The organism is Kitasatospora cinereorecta (assembly GCF_024172095.1).
GTDB lineage: Bacteria > Actinomycetota > Actinomycetes > Streptomycetales > Streptomycetaceae > Kitasatospora > Kitasatospora cinereorecta.
The window spans coordinates 517,865-536,003 of record NZ_JAMZDX010000003.1 but is presented as its reverse complement, the minus strand read 5'-3'; the positions used below and the strand labels follow the sequence as shown (position 1 = coordinate 536,003).

Here is an 18,139-nt window from a genome sequence, read left to right as displayed (position 1 = left end):
TCGTGGCCCCGCCCGCCCGGTCGATGATGCCCGAGTCGAGGGCTGCCGTCCTGAACAAGGCCCGGGATGGGTTCGACGCGAAAGGGCGCGGGTCCCCGCGCTCCCGGCCGTGCATCACGTGGATGCCGGCCGGTCGCGCGAGGACCCGCGCCCCTGGTGGTCGAGCGTCAGCGGCCGCTGCGCAGCAGCGTCCTGATCACCCGCATCGCCACCGACAGGCTCGACAGCTCGTAGTTGTCCGAACCCCTTATGTCGTCGAGCGTGGTCTTCGCCCGGCTCAGCAGGGTGCCGTTGAGGTCGGCCCAGGCCATGTAGCGCTCCTCCGGGGAGGAGCCGGCCGGGCCGGCGGCCAGGACGTCGGCGGTGAGGGCCGCGTGGGCCGCGAAGAGGTCCTCGCGGATCGCGGCACGGGCCATCGACGACCAGCGGTCGGTGCGCGGCAGCTCGATGATGCGGTCCAGCAGGTGGGTGATCTGCAGGCGGTCGGCGAGGTCGTAGTAGAGCTCGGCCACCTCCATCACGTCCGCGTCCGAGCGGTCCGCGACGCCGACGATGTCGAGCGTCGGGAAGGCGGAGGACAGTCCGGCCACCCGGGTGGCCAGGCCCTCCGGGACACCGGCGCCGGCCAGCTCCTCGTACACCGAGTCGAACCAGGCCGCGTCCTCGCCGCGCAGCGGCTTGGGCAGGCTGCCCCAGACCTGCTCGACCCGGTCGCGGAAGAACTCGATGGTGCCGGCGATGTCCAGCGGCTGGCGCCGGTTGTTGAGCAGCCAGCGGGTGGCGCGCTCGACCAGGCGGCGGGAGTGCAGGCGCATCTTGGTCTGCACCCGGGCCGGCGCCTGGTTGTCCAGGGCCTCGACCTCGTCCCAGATCTGCTCCAGGCCGAAGATCGCGCGGGCGGCCGCGTGGCTACGGGCGATCTCCTCGTAGGTCGCCCCGGTCTCCTCGCGGAGGCGGAAGGCGAAGGTGCAGCCACCGCGGTTGATCGTGTCGTTGACGATCAGCGTGGTGATGATCTCCCGGCGCAGCGGGTGGTTGTCGATCGCGTCGGCGAACCTGGCCCGCAGCGCGCTCGGGAAGTACTCGTGCAGGACGGCGCGGAAGTACGGGTCGTCCGGCAGGTCGGTGGCGAGCAGCTCGTCGGCCAGCGTGATCTTGGTGTAGGCGAGCAGCACCGACAGCTCGGGCTGGGACAGGCCGCGGCCGGCCTGCTGCCGCTCGCGGATCTGCTTCTCGGTGGGCAGGAACTCCAGCGCCCGGTCGAGCTGCCCGGCCGACTCCAGCCGGTTGATCATGCGGGAGTGGACGTTGACCATCGACGCGGCCTGGGCCACGGCGTTGGCGAGCACCACGTTCTGCGCGTAGTTGTTGCGCAGCACCAGGCGGCCGACCTCGTCGGTCATCTCGGCGAGCAGCGTGTTGCGCTGCTTGACCGTCATGTCGCCGTCGGCGACCACCTGGTTGAGCAGGATCTTGATGTTGACCTCGTGGTCCGAGGTGTCCACACCGGCGGAGTTGTCGATGGCGTCGGTGTCGATCCAGCCGCCGCGGCCCTCCGGGCCGCCGAGGGCCGCGAACTCGATGCGGCCGAGCTGGGTGCAGCCGAGGTTGCCGCCCTCGCCGATGACGCGGGCGCGGACGTCGGCGCCGTTGACCCGGATCGCGTCGTTGGCCTTGTCGCCGACCTCGGCGTTGGTCTCGGCGGTGGCCTTGACGTAGGTGCCGATGCCGCCGTTCCAGAACAGGTCCACGGGGGCCTGGAGGATGGCCTTCATCAGCTCGGCCGGGGTCAGCTTGGCGGACTCGATGCCGAGCCGCTCGCGGACCTGGGCGGAGAGCTGGATGGACTTCGCCGAGCGGGGGAAGATCCCGCCGCCCGCCGAGATCAGCGACTTGTCGTAGTCGTCCCACGAGCTGCGCGGCAGGTCGAACAGGCGGCGGCGCTCGGCGTAGGAGACCGCGGCGTCCGGGTTCGGGTCCAGGAAGATGTGCCGGTGGTCGAAGGCGGCGACCAGGCGGATGTGCTCGGAGAGCAGCATGCCGTTGCCGAACACGTCGCCGGACATGTCGCCGATGCCGATGACGGTGAAGTCCTCGGACTGGGTGTCGACGCCCAGCTCGCGGAAGTTGCGCTTGACCGACTCCCAGGCACCGCGGGCGGTGATGCCCATGCCCTTGTGGTCGTAGCCGGCCGAACCGCCGGAGGCGAAGGCGTCGCCCAGCCAGAAGCCGTACGACTCCGCGACGCCGTTGGCGATGTCGGAGAAGGTCGCGGTGCCCTTGTCGGCGGCGACCACCAGGTAGGTGTCGTCCTCGTCGTGGCGGACCACGTCGAGCGGGTGGACGACCTCGCCGGCCTTCAGGTTGTCGGTGATGTCGAGCAGCGCCGAGATGAAGGTCTTGTACGAGGCGATGCCCTCGGCCAGCCAGGCGTCGCGGTCCACCGACGGGTCCGGCAGCTGCTTGGCGACGAAGCCGCCCTTGGCGCCGACCGGCACGATGACGGTGTTCTTGACCATCTGGGCCTTGACCAGGCCGAGGATCTCGGTGCGGAAGTCCTCGCGCCGGTCGGACCAGCGCAGACCGCCGCGGGCGACCTTGCCGAAGCGCAGGTGCACGCCCTCGACCCGGGGCGAGTAGACCCAGATCTCGAACGCCGGGCGCGGGGCCGGCAGGTCCGGGATCGCCTTCGGGTCGAACTTCATCGACACGTAGCTGTGCCAGGTGCCCTCGGCCGAGTGCTGGAAGAAGTTGGTCCGCAGGGTGGCCTTGATCAGGTGGAGGAAGGAGCGCAGGATGCGGTCCTCGTCCAGCGAGACGACCTCGTCCAGCGCGCCGGCCAGCTCCTCCAGGATCGCGTCGGTGAGCTCGGCCGCGCCCGAGCGATGGCTCGGGGAGAGCCGCGCCTCGAAGAGGTTGACCAGCAGCCGCGTGGTGTGGGTGTTGTTGCGGAGCGCGTCCTCCATGTAGTCCTGGGAGAACGTGGAACCCGCCTGGCGCAGGTACTTGGCGTACGCGCGGAGCACCATCGCCTGACGCCAGGTCAGCTTGGCGCTGAACACCAGCTCGTTGAAGCCGTCGTTCTCGGCCAGGCCCGTCCAGGTGGCCGAGAACGTCTCCTGGAAGCGGTCGCGGTCCTCCTCGGTGAACTCGGTGGCCTCGCGCAGCTTCAGACCGAAGTCGTACACCCACGCGGTGGTGCCGTCCGAGCGGCGCAGCGCGTACGGGTGCTCGTCGAGGACCTCGACGCCCAGGCGCTGGAGGACCGGCAGGACCTCGGTGAGCGAGATCGGGCCGCCGACCCGGTAGATCTTGAAGCGGCGCTCGTCGTCGCCGGCGCCGACCGGCTGGTACAGGTTGAGGCGGAAGTCGCCCTCGCCGGCCAGCGACTCGATCTGCTTGAGGTCGGCGACGGCGGCGCGCGGCGGGAAGTCGGCGCGGTAGCCGTCGGGGAAGGCGTTGGCGTACTTGTGGCCGAGCTCGGCGGCCTTCTCCTCGCCCAGCTCGGTGTGCAGCTGGTCGTGGAAGCCGTCCATCCAGAACCGGGCGGCCTCGGCCAGGCGGTTCTCGATCCGCTCGACGTCGGCGTCGGACAGGTGCGGCAGCTCGGTGCCGGGGGCGACCCGCACCACGAAGTGCAGACGGGTCAGCACCGACTCGGTCGCGTACACGGTGTAGTCGATGGCGACGCCGCTGAGCTCCTCGGTGAGGATGTTCATCAGCGCCAGGCGGATCCGGGTGGTGTACCGGTCGCGCGGCAGGTAGACGAAGGCCGAGAAGTAGCGGCCGTACTCGTCCTGGCGCAGGAACAGCCGCAGCCGGCGGCGCTCCTGCAGGTAGAGCACGCTGGTGGCGATGGAGAGCAGCTCCGACGGCGCGGTCTGGAACATCTCGTCGCGCGGGAAGGTCTCCATGATCTGGAGCATGTCGCGGCCGTCGTGGCTCTCGCTGGAGAAGCCGGAGCCGGTCAGCACCTCCTGGACCTTGCGGCGCACGACCGGGATCCGGGTGACCGACTCGGTGTAGGCGGCGGAGGAGAACAGGCCGAGGAAGCGGCGCTCGCCGATCGGCTCGCCGTTGGCGTCGAACTTCTTCACGCCGACGTAGTCGAGGTAGGCCGGGCGGTGCACGGTGGCGCGGCTGTTGGCCTTGGTGAGGACCAGCAGCTTCTTCTCGTGCGCCTTCGCCCGGACCGGGGCGGACAGCCGGCCGAAGGCCTCGCTGACCGGGTGGTGGCCGGTGTCGTGGCTGAGCGGGTCGGAGCGCAGGATGCCGAGGCCGGTGCCGGCGACCGCCTTGAGCACCTCCTCGCCCTCGTGCTCGACCAGGTCGTACTCGCGGTAGCCGAGGAAGGTGAAGTGGTCGTCGGCCAGCCAGCGCATCAGCTCCCAGGCCTCGCCGACCTCCTGCTCCTGCAGGCCGGCCGGGGGCTCCTCGGCGAGCTCGTCGGCCAGGCGCAGGGCCGAGTCGCGCATCTTGGACCAGTCCTCGACCACCTCGCGGACGTCACCCAGGACGCGGCGCAGGTTGGTCTCGATGGAGCGCAGGTCGTCGCGGTCGGTCTCGCGGTCGATCTCGATGTGCATCCAGGACTCGACCACGGCGTCGGTCGGCCACTCGGCGCCGGCGGCCTGGCTGCGCGAGCAGGCGTCGATGTCCAGGATCTCCAGCAGCTTGCCGGTGATGTCACGGCGTACGACCAGCTGGGGGTGGATCACCACGTGGATGCCGCGGTCCAGGCGGGTCAGCTCGTTGGTGACCGAGTCGACCAGGAAGGGCATGTCGTCGGTGACGACCTCGACCACGGTGTGGCCGCAGGACCAGCCGTTCTCCTCGACGGTCGGGGTGGAGACCCGGACCTCGGCGGTGCCCTGGGGACGCTTCAGTCCCAACCGGTAGTGGGAGGCCGCCGCGCCGTAGACGTCGACCGGGTCCCGGTCGAGCAGGTCCTCGGGCGCGGTGTGGAGGTAGTAGTGGTGCAGGTACGCGGCCAGAGCGCCGTTGCTCAGGCCCTCACCTGGCGCCGCTCCCCCTACCTGGCTGTTCTCAGCGGCTGCTGCTGCCTTCCTGAGCAGTTCGGCCTTGGCTGCGTCCAGCTTGGTCTGCATGACTGTTTGGCTCCTGTCGCGCGCCGTTGCGTGACTCGGTGGTGGCTGGGTGTGCACCGCCGGGTCCGTCCGCAATACTCCCGCACGTCCAGGATGAAAGGCGCTCGTGCCACGCATGGGACGCCCTTCGCCTGGGTACGACAGATCCTTTTGACTGCGGGACCGGTCCGGCGACGCCAGTCAGCCTAACCTGAGGAAACGAAGGTGTCAGGGGACACAGAGGAGCAAACCCGCAGGAAGATCCATCCTTCCTGGACACCTTGTCCAATCCGTCCCGCGATCGCGACGGAACGGTCAGCCGCGGTGCCCGGGCTCCGGCGCCCACTCCATGTGGGGGTGCAGGTAGTCCGTCGGCGGCACGAATGTTTCCTTGATCGAGCGGGTGGACGTCCAGCGCATCAGGTTCTGCGCCGCACCCGCCTTGTCGTTGGTCCCCGACGCCCGGCCGCCGCCGAACGGCTGCTGGCCGACCACCGCGCCGGTCGGCTTGTCGTTGATGTAGAAGTTGCCGGCGGTGAACCGCAGGCGCTCCACCGCCTGCGCGATGGCCCGCCGGTCCTGCGCGATCACCGCGCCGGTCAGCCCGTACGGCGCCGCCTGGTCCACCCGGTCCAGCACGTCCGGCCAGCGGGCGTCCTCGTACACCTGCACGGCCAGGATCGGCCCGAAGTACTCGGTGGAGAAGATCTCGTTGCGCCGGTCCCCGGAGACCAGCACGGTCGGCCGGACGAAGTACCCGATCGCGTCGTCGTACTGCCCGCCCGCCACCAGCTCCACCGCCGGGTCCCGCTTCGCCCGCTCGATCGCCGCCACGTTCCGCCCGTACGCCCGGTCGTCGATCAGCGCACCCATGAAGTTGGACAGGTCGGTGACGTCGCCGACGGTCAGCGCGTCCACCTCGGCCAGGAACTCGTCCTTGATCCGCAGCCACACGCTGCGCGGCAGGTACGCCCGGGACAGCGCCGAGCACTTCTGCCCCTGGTACTCGAACGCCCCGCGGATCATCGCCGTCCGCAGCACCGCCTCGTCGGCCGACGGGTGGGCGACCAGGAAGTCCTTGCCGCCGGTCTCCCCGACGATCCGCGGGTAGCCGCGGTAGCCGCCGATGTTGGCGCCGATGGTCCGCCACAGCTGCTGGAACGTCGCGGTGGAGCCGGTGAAGTGCAGACCGGCGAACGCCGGGCTGGCCAGCGCCACCTGGGAGAGCGCCTGACCGTCGCCGGTCACCAGGTTGATCACCCCGGGCGGCAGGCCGGCCGCGTCCAGCAGGCGCATCAGGTGGAACGCCGACAGCGTCTGGGTCGGCGCCGGCTTCCACACCACGGTGTTGCCCATCAGCGCGGGCGCGGTCGGCAGGTTGCCGGCGATCGAGGTGAAGTTGAACGGGCTGACCGCGTAGACGAAGCCCTCCAGCGGCCGGTGGTCCGCCCGGTTCCACACCCCCGGCCCGGACAGCGGCTGCTCGGCCAGGATCTGCCGCGCGAAGTGCACATTGAACCGCCAGAAGTCGATCAGCTCACAGGTGGCGTCGATCTCCGCCTGGTACGCCGTCTTCGACTGGCCCAGCATGGTCGCCGCCGCCAGCGTCTCCCGCCACGGCCCGGCCAGCAGGTCGGCCGCCCGCAGGAACACCGCCGCCCGGTCGTCGAACGACAGCGAACGCCACTCCGGCGCCGCCGCCAGCGCCGCGTCCACCGCCAGCTGGGAATCCGCGTGCGTCGCGTTGCCCAGCACCCCCAGCTTCGCCGCGTGGTGGTGCGGCTGGACCACGTCGATCCGCTCGCCGCCGCCGAACCGCTGCTCGCCCGCGATCGTCATCGGCAGCGGCACCGGCTCCGCCGCCAGCTCGTCCAGCTTCGCCAGCAACCGGGCCCGCTCCGGGCTGCCCGGAGCGTAGTCGCGCACCGGCTCGTTGGCCGGCGGCGGGACCTGCGTGACGGCGTCGATCGGCATGGCGCTCCGTACGGGTCGAGGGCTGGGCGGTGGGTCCAGGGTGACCAGCCGCGTCGGCAACGTCCGCGCTGACACGCGGGCCGGCCCTCAGCCGGCGATCCGCTCCGCGATCCCGACCGCCTCGGCCAAGCTGTCCACCACCGGGACGCCGACCTTCGCCAGCTTCTCCCGCGAGTGCGACCCGCCGGTGTACAGCACCGCGTGGATCCCCGACTCCAGGGCGGCCTCCGCGTCGTCGGCCGCGTCACCGATCAACACCGTACGCCTCCGATCGACCTGCCCGTCCAGGGCGGCCAGGTGACGCGCCAGATGAACGGCCTTCCGCCCGCCCGACGCACCCGTCCGCCCGTCCACCCGCAGGAACTCCGGAGTCAGCCCGAAGCCCTCCACCGCGGGCACCAGCCGCTCGTGCTCGTACATCGACAGCAGCGACTGGCTGCGACCCGCCGCCCGCCACCCGGTGAGCAGCGCGAGCGCCCCCTCGGTCAGCCCCGCCGCCGGGAACAGCTCGCTGTACCGGTCGTGGAACGCCCCGTCGAGCGCCAGCCACTCCGCCTCGGTCGGCATCCGCCCCAGCAGCCGCTCGTAGAACCGGGGGATCGGGATCTCGTACTGCTCCCGGTACTCCTGCAACGTCATCGGCCCGATGCCGACCGTCGCGAAGGCGGCGTTGCTCGCACCGAGCACCGCCTCCATGTCGTGGAGGAGCGTCCCGTTCCAGTCCCAGACGATATGACTCTGCACCCCTGAAGGGTACGACCCGGCCCCGACGCTCACGCCAAGAGGCCGGGAACCTCCTGGGTCGCGAACCACAGCAACTCGTGGTCCTCGGCGCCGTCCACCGTGAACTGGGCGTCCTGGTCGCCCTTGTCCGCCGCCTCGATCACCGCCGCGGCCGCCGTCACGTCCGCCACCACGTCCGTGTCCGCTGCGTCCGCGTGCACCGCCGCCGCCTTCGCCAGGCGCACCGGCCCGCGCAGCACCACCCGGCCGAGCGACGCCTGGTCCTGGTACTCGTCCCCCGGGAACGGCGCGACCGCCGAATCGGCGACCTCCACCGCCACCACCACCCGGCGCCGCGGCGCCTGCGGGTCCGCCGCCAGCAGCCGCAGCGAGGACTGGGCCGCCCGGTTCAGCGCCGCGTACTCCAACTCCTCGATGTCGTCGCTGACGTACCACTCCCGCAGCGCCGGCGTCACCGCGTAGGCCGCCGACTCCTCCAGCGCACCGTCGGGATGCGCGGCGGCCAGACCCCGCACCGTGGTGGGCACGTACACGCGCATCGCAGGCACCTTCCTCGACGAACCTCGGAGCAGAAGCGTATCCGTCCGCGGGTGACGCCAACCCAGGGGCGCGGGAACCCAGCGGGATCGGGCATCCCCAGGGGCGCGGGGAACTGCGCGAAACGGAAGGGGCCGCGCGTCACTCCGGAACGTCGCCGAGTACCCCACCTGCCCTGCCGCCGCGCGCAGTTCCCCGCGCCCCTGGGTTCGCCATCAGCGCATCGCGCGTGGTGAGCACCGCCGTCTCCATCGTCTCCTCCCGCCGCCCCGGGTCCATCATGTTCGTCCCCATCACCGCCAGGTCCGCCAGCGTCGGCGCGATCAGGTGCACCCGCGTCCCGGTCGCCCGCAACTCCCTCGCCTCCCGCAGCATCTGCCGTGTCACCGCCCGCCGGTACCGGCTGACCAGCTGCGCGAGCGCCCCCTTCGGCCGATCCCCCCGCTCGCCCCGCTCGCCCCGCTCGCCCCGCTCCCGCTCGCGCCACTCCCGCAGCGCGGCGAGCGTCCCGCGCCCCGGCTCGGCCCGCCCCTGCGGATGCAGTCGCAGGGCCATCGGCGCCAGCACGTACACCTCGTCCAGTCCGCGCCCGACCATCAGGTCCACGTTGGTGGCGGACCAGCAACCGCCGTCCACGTACGTGCTGCCGTTGACCTGGACGGGGGCGAACCAGCCGGGGATCGCGCAGGAGGCCATCACCGCGTCCGCCACCGCGGCGCGCGGCGCGCCGGGGTCGCCGAACACCACCCGGCGGCCGGTCCGGTAGTCGACGGCGGCGACCCGCAGCGGCGAGCCGGGCGGCCAGCCGTCGGTGCCGACCAGGTGCCGGACCAGCTCCCCCAGCGGCGCGACGGAGCCCCGACCGGTGGGCACGGCCGCCGAGACCATGGTCAGGAAGGGGTAGTCGCGGGGGTGCCGGACGACGTCCCGCAGCAGCCCGGGCGAGCCGATCGAGACGGCCGGGCGCGGGGGCATCGCACCGCCGACCGCCGTCGCGTAGTCGAAGTCGACGTCGGCGAGCGGTCCGCGGGTGACCGGGCGGCCGAGCTGGTGGTCGCGCAGGTCGGTGAGGGGGACGCCGGCGGCGAGCATGGTGCCGAGCACCGAACCGGCCGAGGTGCCGAGGACGATGGCGGCTGCTCCGGGGTGCCAGCCGGTGGCCTCCTCGACGGCGGCGAGGGCGCCGATCGTCCAGGCGGCGCCGAGCATGCCGCCGCCGCCCAGCACCAGCCCGCGCCGGACCGGGCCCGCCGCCCGCTCCCCCGTGTCCTCGGAACGAACGCCGCCCTGGGTCACCCGTCACCACCTCCGTCCCTCGATCCTGCTCCCTACCTCCGGGTAATCCCGGTTACGACGTCCCCCTTCGTGCCCTGTCGATCACCCGCTCGCGTCAACCACCTGTATCGGACGTCGGCCGCGACGGGCCCGCACCGACGCGGTTCTCACCCGGATAGGTGACAGCCCGACACCGCCCCACCCCTTGCTCCACCGGTTCTTGCCGCGCGCGGGAGCCGCCGATAGCAAGGACACGAACGATCCGACCGAGAGGCAGCCGCCATGACCGACCAGGCAACCGTGCCCGCCCCCGCAGCTCCGCCCGCGCCCGTACCCGCGCCCCTACCCGCACCCCGTATCCGCCCGCTGGTGCACGCCGTGCACGCCCCCGGCCACCCGCACCCGCGCCGCCCGGTCCGCTCGCCCCACCCGGCCGCCGCGGGCGGCCCCCGCTCGCCCCGCCACCCCCGGGCCGCCTGCACCGCGCACAGCCCCGGCACCACCCCCGCCCACCGAGACCTCGCCGCCCGCTTCGCCCACCGCCTGGTCGAGGTCCTCACCGGCGTCCGCCCGGTCGGCCAGCTCCAGCGCCACACCACCATGAACGGCTACCAGCAGCTAACCGCCCTGGTCCGCACCGGTCCGCTGCGGCCGCGCGGCGGGGCGTCCCGGATGCGGCTGGGCCGGGTCTACGACTCCGCGCCGGGCCCGGGCGCCCTGGAGGTCTGCGTACGGGTCGAGTTCGGCCACCGGCACCACATGGTGGCGTTCCGCCTGGAGCAGCACCACCGCACCGCCCAGTGGCAGTGCACGGCCGTCGAGGCGCACTGATCAGCGCACGTCGGGGAAAACGGCGAGGGCGCCACCCCGGTCTCCCGGGATGACGCCCTCATCGGTTCGCAGCCGCGTTCGCGGCGACCGGCCGTCAGGCCTTGCGGCGGCGCCCCTTGCCCGCCGCCTTGGCGGCCTTGCGGCGCTCGGCGCGGGTGAGGCCGTCGCCGTTGTCGATCAGGCCGTCCTCGTCGAAGTCGCCCTCGACCACACCGCCGCCGATCTCCCCGGAGGGGGCGGTGTAGTGCAGCTTCTTGCGCTCCGGCGCCTCCAGGCCCTTGGCCTTGATCTCCGGACGGGCCTCCTTCTCGAGGCTGATCTCGTCCGCGAGCGGGACCTCCTCGACCTGCTGCTCGACCTGGACCTCCAGGTTGAACAGGTAGCCGACGGACTCCTCCTTGATGCCCTCCATCATCGCGGAGAACAGGTCGAAGCCCTCGCGCTGGTACTCGACCAGCGGGTCGCGCTGGGCGTAGGCGCGCAGCGCGATGCCCTCCTGCAGGTAGTCCATCTCGTAGAGGTGCTCGCGCCAGCGGCGGTCGAGCACCGAGAGGACGACGCGGCGCTCGAGCTCGCGCATGATCTGGTCGCCGAGCTGGTCCTCGCGGCGGCCGTAGGAGGCCTGGATGTCCTCCTGGAGGACCTTGGTGAGGAACTCGGGGGTGAAGCCGCCGTTCTCGCCGGCCTCCTCCTCGACCTCGTCCAGGTCGAGGGTGATCGGGTAGAGCTGCTTGAGGGCGGTCCACAGCTTGTCGAGGTCCCAGTCGTCCTCGAAGCCCTCGCTGGTGGCGGCCTGGACGTAGGCGGCGACGGTGTCGTCCATGAAGTGGCCGACCTGCTCCTGCAGGTCCTCGCCCTCCAGGACGCGGCGGCGCTCGCCGTAGATGACCTCGCGCTGGCGGTTGAGGACCTCGTCGTACTTCAGGACGTTCTTGCGGATCTCGAAGTTCTGCTGCTCGACCTGGGTCTGCGCGGAGGCGATGGCGCGGGTGACCATCTTGGACTCGATCGGCACGTCCTCGGGCACGTTGGCCATGGAGAGCACGCGCTCGACCATGCCGGCCTTGAACAGGCGCATCAGGTCGTCGCCGAGCGACAGGTAGAAGCGGGACTCGCCCGGGTCGCCCTGGCGGCCGGAGCGGCCGCGCAGCTGGTTGTCGATCCGGCGGGACTCGTGGCGCTCGGTGCCGAGGACGTACAGGCCGCCGTTCTCCTGCACCTCCTCCTGCTCCGCCTTGACCGCGGCCTTGGCCTTCTCGAGGGCGCTCGGGAACGCGGCCTCGTACTCCTCCGGGGTGTCCTCGGGAGTGATGCCGCGCTGGGCGAGCTCGGCGGCGGCCAGGTGCTCGGGGTTGCCGCCGAGCATGATGTCGGTGCCGCGGCCGGCCATGTTGGTGGCGACGGTGACGGCGCCCTTGCGGCCGGCCTGGGCGACGATCTGCGCCTCGCGCTCGTGGTGCTTGGCGTTGAGCACCTCGTGCGGGATGCCGCGCTTGCGCAGCTCCTGCGACAGGTACTCGGACTTCTCGACGGACACCGTGCCGACCAGGACCGGCTGGCCCTTCTCGTGGCGCTCGGCGATGTCCTCGACCACGGCGGCGAACTTGGCCGGCTCCGACTTGTAGATCAGGTCGGGCTGGTCGATGCGCTTGGGGGTCTTGTTGGTCGGGATCGGGACGACGCCGAGCTTGTAGATCTGGTGGAACTCGGCCGCCTCGGTGGTGCCGGTACCGGTCATGCCGGACAGCTTGTCGTAGAGGCGGAAGAAGTTCTGCAGGGTGATGGTGGCCAGCGTCTGGTTCTCGTTCTGGACCTCGACGCCTTCCTTGGCCTCGATCGCCTGGTGCATGCCCTCGTTGTAGCGGCGGCCGGCCAGGATGCGGCCGGTGTGCTCGTCGACGATCATGACCTCGCCGTTCATCACGACGTAGTCCTTGTCGCGCTTGTACAGCTCCTTGGCCTTGATGGCGTTGTTCAGGAAGCCGACCAGCGGGGTGTTCACCGACTCGTAGAGGTTGTCGATGCCCAGGTAGTCCTCGACCCGGGAGACGCCGTCCTCCAGGACGCCGACGGTGCGCTTCTTCTCGTCGACCTCGTAGTCGCGGTCGATCTTGAGGCGGGTGACCAGCTTGGCGAAGTCGGCGTACCACTTGGTCGCCTGGTCGGCCGGGCCGGAGATGATCAGCGGCGTACGGGCCTCGTCGATCAGGATCGAGTCGACCTCGTCGACGATCGCGAAGTTGTGGCCGCGCTGGACGAGTTCCTCCTGCGACCAGGCCATGTTGTCGCGCAGGTAGTCGAAGCCGAACTCGTTGTTGGTGCCGTACGTGATGTCCATCGCGTACTGCTTCTGGCGCTCGGCCGGCGTCATGTTCGCCAGGATCACGCCGACCTCGAGGCCGAGGAAGCGGTGCACCCGGCCCATCCACTCCGAGTCGCGCTCGGCGAGGTAGTCGTTGACCGTGATCAGGTGAACGCCCTTGCCGGTCAGCGCGTTGAGGTACGCGGGCAGGGTGCCGACCAGGGTCTTGCCCTCGCCGGTGCGCATCTCGGCGACGTGGCCGAAGTGCAGCGCGGCACCGCCCATGAGCTGGACGTCGTAGTGGCGCTGGCCCAGGACGCGCTTGGCGGCCTCGCGGACGGTGGCGAAGGCCTCGGGGAGGAGGTCGTCCAGCGACTCGCCGTCGGCGAGGCGGGCCTTGTACTCGTCGGTCAGTGCGCGCAGCTCGTCGTCGGTGAGGTTGACGAAGTCCTCTTCGATCGAGTTGACCTGGGCAGCAATCCGCTGCAGCTTGCGAAGGATCTTACCTTCGCCTGCGCGCAGGATCTTGTCGAAGACGGACACGTGAGCGGGCTCCTTGCCTGGATCGGCTCTGGATGACTTGCGGCGAGTCCTACCCCACCGTACGGGCCATCGTATGCGAGGAGGCCAAGCCGCCGGGAGGTCCGTCAGCACGGTATTCCCGTGTCTCCCGCGGTGGCAAAACCCACGAACCGCCACCCGAGCGGGCAAACCGGTCACCGACCGGTCCTCCGTGTCCTGCTCAACCGTCGAGCACCGCCGGAGGTTCCCCGGGAAAAACGAATGGGCGCCGAATCCACTCTCCGGAACAATCCGATCATGGAGACTCCCACCCTGAAAACCGGGCGCCTGGTGCTGGCCGCGCCCCACCCGTCGGACGTCGACGAGATCACCGCCGCCTGCCAGGACCCCGAGATCCAGCGCTGGACGGTCGTTCCCTCCCCGTACAGCCGCTCGGACGCCGAGTTCTTCGTGGACCGGCTCGCCCCCGAGGGGTGGCGGTCCGGCACCAACGCCACCTTCGTGGTGCGCACCGCCGAGGGCGCGCTGGTCGGCACCCAGGGCGTCGCCCTGAAGGCCGGCCGGCCGGGCACCGGCGAGATCGGCTTCTGGAACGCCGCCGGGCAGCGCGGCCACGGCTACGCGACCGAGGCGTCCCGCGCGGTGATCGCCTGGGCGTTCGCCGAACTCGGCCTGCGCCGCCTGGAGTGGGTGGCCTACGTCGGCAACAAGCCCTCCCGGGCGCTCGCCGACCGGCTCGGCTTCACCTTCGAGGGCACCCTGCGCTCGTACGACCAGCAGCGCGGCACGTACCGGGACTGCTGGATGGGCTCGCTGCTGGCCACCGACCCGCGCTGACCCCGTCCGGCTGCGGGGGCCGGCCACGGGGGCCGCCCGCGCTGCGTTGTCAGTGGGGCGTTCTACCCTCGCGGCATGACCGTCTCGTCGCTGTCCGCCGACCAGGCCCGCCGGATCGCCCTGCGCGCGCAGGGGCTGCTGGGCGCCCCCGACCGCCGAGGCGGGGTCCGCGGGGTGCTCCGGCACCTGGGCGCAGTCCAGTTGGACACCATCTCGGTGCTGGCCCGCTCGCACGAGCTGGTGCCGTACGCGCGTCTGGGCGCGGTCGGCCGCAAGGCGGTGGAGGGGGCGTACTGGGGGCAGGAGACCACCTTCGAGTACTGGTCCCACGCCGCCTGCATCCTGCCGGTGGAAGAGTGGCCGCTGTTCGCCTTCCGCCGCCGGTCCTACCGGGAGCGCGGCAACCTCTGGGGCCACCAGGTGTCGCCGGAGACCTACCGGCACGTGCTGGACAAGCTGCGCGCCGAGGGCCCGCTGACCTCCACCGAGCTCGGCGGGGCCAAGCGCACCAGCGAGTGGTGGGACTGGTCGGACACCAAGATCGCAGTCGAGCGGGCGCTCGCCTTCGGCGACGTGGTGTGCACCGAGCGGCGCAGCTGGAAGCGGGTGTACGAGCTGGCCGAGCAGGCGATCCCGGCCGAGCTGTTCGGCCGGGAGCTGTCGGACGCGGAGTGCGTCGAGCAGCTGGTGGCGCAGGCCGGGGCCGCGCTCGGGGTGGCCACCCGGGCCGACCTGATGGACTATCACCGCCTGAAGGGCCATCAGGTGGAGGCGGCGCTGCCGGCGTCCGGGCTGGTGCCGGTGAGCGTCGAGGGCTGGTCCGCGCCCGCCTGGGCCGACCCCGAGGCGCTGGCCGCCGAGCCCCGCGGGCGCCACCGCACCACGCTGCTCTCCCCGTTCGACTCGCTGATCTGGGACCGCGCCCGCACCGAGCGGATCTTCGGGATGACCCACCGGCTGGAGGCGTACACGCCCAAGCACAAGCGGGTGCACGGGTACTTCGCCATGCCGCTGCTGGCCGGCGGCCGGCTGGTCGGCCGGGTCGATCCGGCCCGGGAGGGGCGGACGCTGGTCGCCAAGCAGGTCTCACTGGAGTCGCCGCGCCACCTGGAGGCGCTGGCCGAGGCGCTGCTCGAGGCCGCCGCGTGGGTGAACTGCGACACGGTACGGGTGGAGGCGCTCGCGGAGGAGTCGCTGCGGGCGCCGCTGGAGAAGCTGCTCGGCTGAGCGGCCGGTCCGGGCTCCGGATTCCGGCCCCCGGGTTCCGTCTCCCCGATTCCGGGCTCCGCCGACCCGGCGGAGCCCGGCGGGTCAGCCTATTTCGAGGATCTTCTCGCGCATCGCGTAGACCACGGCCTCCATCCGGGAGTGCAGCTGCAGCTTCTCCAGGATGTTGCGGACGTGGTTCTTCACCGTGTTCTCGCTGATGAAGAGCTCCTTGGCGATCTCCCGGTTGTTCATCCCGGTCGCCACCAGCTTGAGCACCTCCAGCTCACGGTCGGTCAGCCGCGGTGCGGGCACCAACTCCCGGTCGTCCGAACGCCGCTGGATCATCGACTTGAACTCGGTGAGCAGCTTGGCCGCCATCGAGGGGCTGATCTGCGACTGCCCGTCGGCGACCGCGCGGATCGCGGTGGCCACCTCGTCGGTGGAGATCTCCTTGAGCAGGTAGCCGGTGGCGCCCGCCTTGATCGCCTCGTAGAGGTCGGCCTCCTCGTCGCTGATCGTCAGCATGATGATCTTCGCGCTCGGGACCACGTCCTTGATCGCGGTGCACGCCTCGATCCCGCTGCGGCGCGGCATCCGGACGTCCATCAGGATGATGTCCGGAAGCAGGTCGGCGGCCTTCAGCACGGCCTCCGCGCCGTCCCCGGCCTCACCGATGACCTTGATGTCCTCCTCCTCGGCCAGGACGATCTCCAGGCCTCGTCGGAACAGGGCGTGGTCGTCCACCACGAGCACGCGGATCGGCTCGGCGCGACGCGGCGGGTACCCGGGCCCCTCGGGTCCGTGTCCCTGCCCCTCGCGCGACAGCTCCCCCATCCGCTCCTCCCCCGGCTACCGGTCGATGACGGGCCAATCATTCCACGACCGGCCGCCGTGATCACCCTCCGCCGTCGCGCCGCCCAGCTGGGTGACCCCGGCGGCCACGGCCGCCGGGGTCACCGGTGCGTTCACTGCTGTCGGATTGTGCTGCGGGAGCGGCCGGTGGGGCGCAGGTCAGTCCTCGTCCGGCCCGTTGATCGCACCGCCGGCACCGGCGGTGTCACCCGTGGCGGTCAGATCCTCCTTCAGGTGGATCACGCCGTAGTGGTATCCGTGCCGGCGGTAGACCACGCTCGGCAGGCCGCTGTCCTTCTCCTGGAACAGGTAGAAGTCGTGGCCGACGAGCTCCATCGCGTACAGCGCCTGGTCCAGCGACATCGGCGCGGCGGAGTGCGTCTTCTCGCGGACGACGAGCGGACCGTCGCCCTCCACCTCCACGGAACCCTGCATCGTCTTGCGGGCGGAACCGTTGTAGCCGCCCTCGCTCGGCGCCGTCGCGGGGAGCGAGGCCAGGGCCGCGGTCGCCTCGGCCACACTGACCGGGGTGCGGCCGTTGCCGCCGCCCTTGTGGACCCTGCGACGGTCGGCGGACTTGCGCAGCTGCGCCTCCAGCTTCGCGGAGGCGAGGTCGAGCGCCGCCCACGGGTCGGTGGCGGCGGCTTCGGCCCGGATCACCGGGCCACGGCTGCGGAGGGTGATCTCCACCCGATCGGAGCGGTCGGCCTGCCGCGGGTTGTGTTCCTTGGACACCTCGACATCCAGGCTGATCGCCTTGGTGTCGAACTTCTGGACCTTCTCCAGCTTCTCGGCCACGTGCTCGCGGAACCTCTTGGGCACCTCGGTCTTGCGGCCCTTGACGACGATGTCCACGCAGAACTCCGATCCCTTGTGCTGACGCCGATACCGGATTGCGTACCGGATCGGCATGAGACCCAGCCGGACCAGCCAGTCCGTCGACCACGTCGGTTTCACCGGGGTCGGCGGGTGCGACTGGCCCTCACCTCACTTCCTCCCCACCAGGAGCGGTTGAAACCCCCGGAGCTTCATCGAACACCTGCCCCGCGGATCTCGCCTCCCCGATCGAACTACATAGGTGCGCAGGGCTGGCTGTACAGCTGTTCCACCCTGTTTACCCTCCTCCGGGTGAAAGGGTGGTAAACGTCTGGACAACACGCCTTGTACCGCCCACCGTATGGCGCAAGTCTCCGCATGGCGAGCCCTTGGGAGCGGTCGTGACGACCTTTTCCTCCACCTGTCCTCCGCCGTCCCGCTCCGCCCGCCCCTCCTCCCCCGCGTCCACCCTGCTCGACCTGCTGCTGCCCGCGCGGTGCGCCGGCTGCGGCAGCGTACGGGGCCAGGTGTGCGGCGGCTGCCGCGCGCTCCTGGAGTGCGCCCAGGCGGGCCCGGCCGGCCCCTGCCCGGCCCCGCCCGACCTGCCGCCGCTGCACGCCGCCGCCCCGTACGCGGACCAGGTCCGCCGCCTGCTGCTGGCCCACAAGGAGCGCGGGGCGCTGCGCCTGGCCGCTCCGCTGGGTGCGGCGCTGGCCGCCGCGGTCCGCTCGGCCACCGGCGCCGGGGCCGCCCCGCTGCTGCTGGTGCCGGTGCCCTCCACCCGGCGGGCCACCCGGGCCCGCGGCCACGACCCGATGCTGCGCCTCGCCCAGGCGGCGGCCCGGGAGCTGCGGCGGACGGGGGTGGCCACCCGGGTGGCGCCGGTGCTGCGGCAGACCCGCCCCGTCGCCGACCAGGCCGGGTTGTCGGCGGCCGAGCGGCAGCGCAACCTGCGGGGCGCGCTGGCCGTCCCGGCCCGCCTCGCGGCCCGCCTGGTGGGCCACCGGCTGATCCTGGTGGACGACCTGGTGACCACCGGCGCCAGCCTCGCCGAGGCGGCGCGGGCGCTGCGCGCGGCCGGCTGTCCGCCGCGGGCCGCGGCCACGGTGGCGGCCACCGCCCGGCGCGGCCGGTCCAGGCCGAAGGAGTGAGT

12 protein-coding genes are annotated in these 18,139 nt (G+C 71.7%); 4 read left to right on the top strand and 8 right to left on the bottom strand.

What is annotated here, in order from left to right; genetic code table 11:
• Positions 1–167: 167 nt before the first annotated feature.
• From FHR36_RS15985 to FHR36_RS15965, 5 genes are all read right to left on the bottom strand, one after another.
• A complete protein-coding gene (locus FHR36_RS15985; RefSeq protein ID WP_253797889.1) occupies positions 168–5,108 on the bottom strand; it encodes an NAD-glutamate dehydrogenase in 4,941 nt (1,646 codons plus the stop codon).
• A gap of 294 nt (positions 5,109–5,402) precedes the next feature.
• On the bottom strand, positions 5,403–7,055 hold the full coding sequence (gene pruA / locus FHR36_RS15980) for an L-glutamate gamma-semialdehyde dehydrogenase (protein ID WP_253799314.1): 1,653 nt from the start codon (positions 7,053–7,055) through the stop codon (positions 5,403–5,405).
• Positions 7,056–7,148: 93 nt separating this feature from the next.
• The gene (locus FHR36_RS15975) at positions 7,149–7,805 is read right to left on the bottom strand and encodes an HAD family hydrolase (RefSeq protein ID WP_308199368.1); all 657 of its coding nucleotides are present in this window, start codon (positions 7,803–7,805) and stop codon (positions 7,149–7,151) included.
• A gap of 29 nt (positions 7,806–7,834) precedes the next feature.
• Entirely contained in the window at positions 7,835–8,344 is a 510-nt protein-coding gene (locus FHR36_RS15970) for a DUF6912 family protein (RefSeq protein ID WP_253797888.1), read from the bottom strand.
• 139 nt (positions 8,345–8,483) lie between these two features.
• A complete protein-coding gene (locus FHR36_RS15965) occupies positions 8,484–9,638 on the bottom strand; it encodes a patatin-like phospholipase family protein (protein WP_253797887.1) in 1,155 nt (384 codons plus the stop codon).
• Between the two features lie 261 nt (positions 9,639–9,899).
• Here FHR36_RS15965 and FHR36_RS15960 point away from each other — a divergent pair, with 261 nt between their 5' ends.
• On the top strand, positions 9,900–10,448 hold the full coding sequence (locus FHR36_RS15960) for an Rv3235 family protein (RefSeq protein WP_253797886.1): 549 nt from the start codon (positions 9,900–9,902) through the stop codon (positions 10,446–10,448).
• A gap of 94 nt (positions 10,449–10,542) precedes the next feature.
• Here FHR36_RS15960 and secA read toward each other — a convergent pair whose 3' ends face one another.
• Positions 10,543–13,293: a preprotein translocase subunit SecA gene (secA, locus tag FHR36_RS15955; RefSeq protein ID WP_253797885.1), complete on the bottom strand. Its 2,751-nt coding sequence runs from the start codon at positions 13,291–13,293 to the stop codon at positions 10,543–10,545.
• Positions 13,294–13,569: 276 nt separating this feature from the next.
• Between secA and FHR36_RS15950 the strand changes: the two genes are divergently transcribed.
• Entirely contained in the window at positions 13,570–14,109 is a 540-nt protein-coding gene (locus FHR36_RS15950) for a GNAT family N-acetyltransferase (protein WP_253797884.1), read from the top strand.
• A gap of 75 nt (positions 14,110–14,184) precedes the next feature.
• On the top strand, positions 14,185–15,336 hold the full coding sequence (locus FHR36_RS15945; protein ID WP_253797883.1) for a winged helix-turn-helix domain-containing protein: 1,152 nt from the start codon (positions 14,185–14,187) through the stop codon (positions 15,334–15,336).
• Between the two features lie 84 nt (positions 15,337–15,420).
• Here FHR36_RS15945 and FHR36_RS15940 read toward each other — a convergent pair whose 3' ends face one another.
• Together FHR36_RS15940 and hpf are read right to left on the bottom strand one after the other, a co-directional pair.
• Positions 15,421–16,152: a response regulator gene (locus FHR36_RS15940; RefSeq protein WP_253797882.1), complete on the bottom strand. Its 732-nt coding sequence runs from the start codon at positions 16,150–16,152 to the stop codon at positions 15,421–15,423.
• A gap of 177 nt (positions 16,153–16,329) precedes the next feature.
• Positions 16,330–17,025 carry a ribosome hibernation-promoting factor, HPF/YfiA family gene (hpf, locus tag FHR36_RS15935; protein ID WP_253797881.1) on the bottom strand — a complete coding sequence of 232 codons (696 nt, stop codon included), beginning with the start codon at positions 17,023–17,025 and terminating at the stop codon, positions 16,330–16,332.
• A gap of 362 nt (positions 17,026–17,387) precedes the next feature.
• Here hpf and FHR36_RS15930 point away from each other — a divergent pair, with 362 nt between their 5' ends.
• Positions 17,388–18,137, top strand: coding sequence for a ComF family protein (locus FHR36_RS15930; protein WP_308199366.1), 750 nt, complete (start codon positions 17,388–17,390; stop codon positions 18,135–18,137).
• Positions 18,138–18,139 lie beyond the last annotated feature (2 nt).